The 210-nt window shown below is 33.8% G+C and carries 1 protein-coding gene; it reads left to right on the top strand.

The features are described 5' to 3' along the window. Positions 1-210, top strand: a 210-nt coding sequence (locus ACX6CF_RS26900; protein WP_458788445.1) for a DUF554 family protein, incomplete at both ends; no start/stop codon positions are given.

Raw genomic sequence — 210 nt, 5'->3', positions numbered from 1 at the left:
AGAAAGGTATCAAAGAAAAAAAGAAAGCAGTATTACTTCAAGCAATAGGACTAGTAGCTATCTCATTGGGAATCACATGGATAGTTATTAATCTCAGTAAAAGTAATGAGCCACTCTTATTTATTGCCAGTATGGTCATAGGTGGGCTAATAGGTGAAACTATTGATATAGAGGAAAAAGTCAACAAACTAGGGAAAAGATTGAATAGCA

The sequence above is a fragment of the Vallitalea sediminicola genome (assembly GCF_054408565.1).
This window is presented reverse-complemented; position numbering and strand designations above follow the sequence as displayed.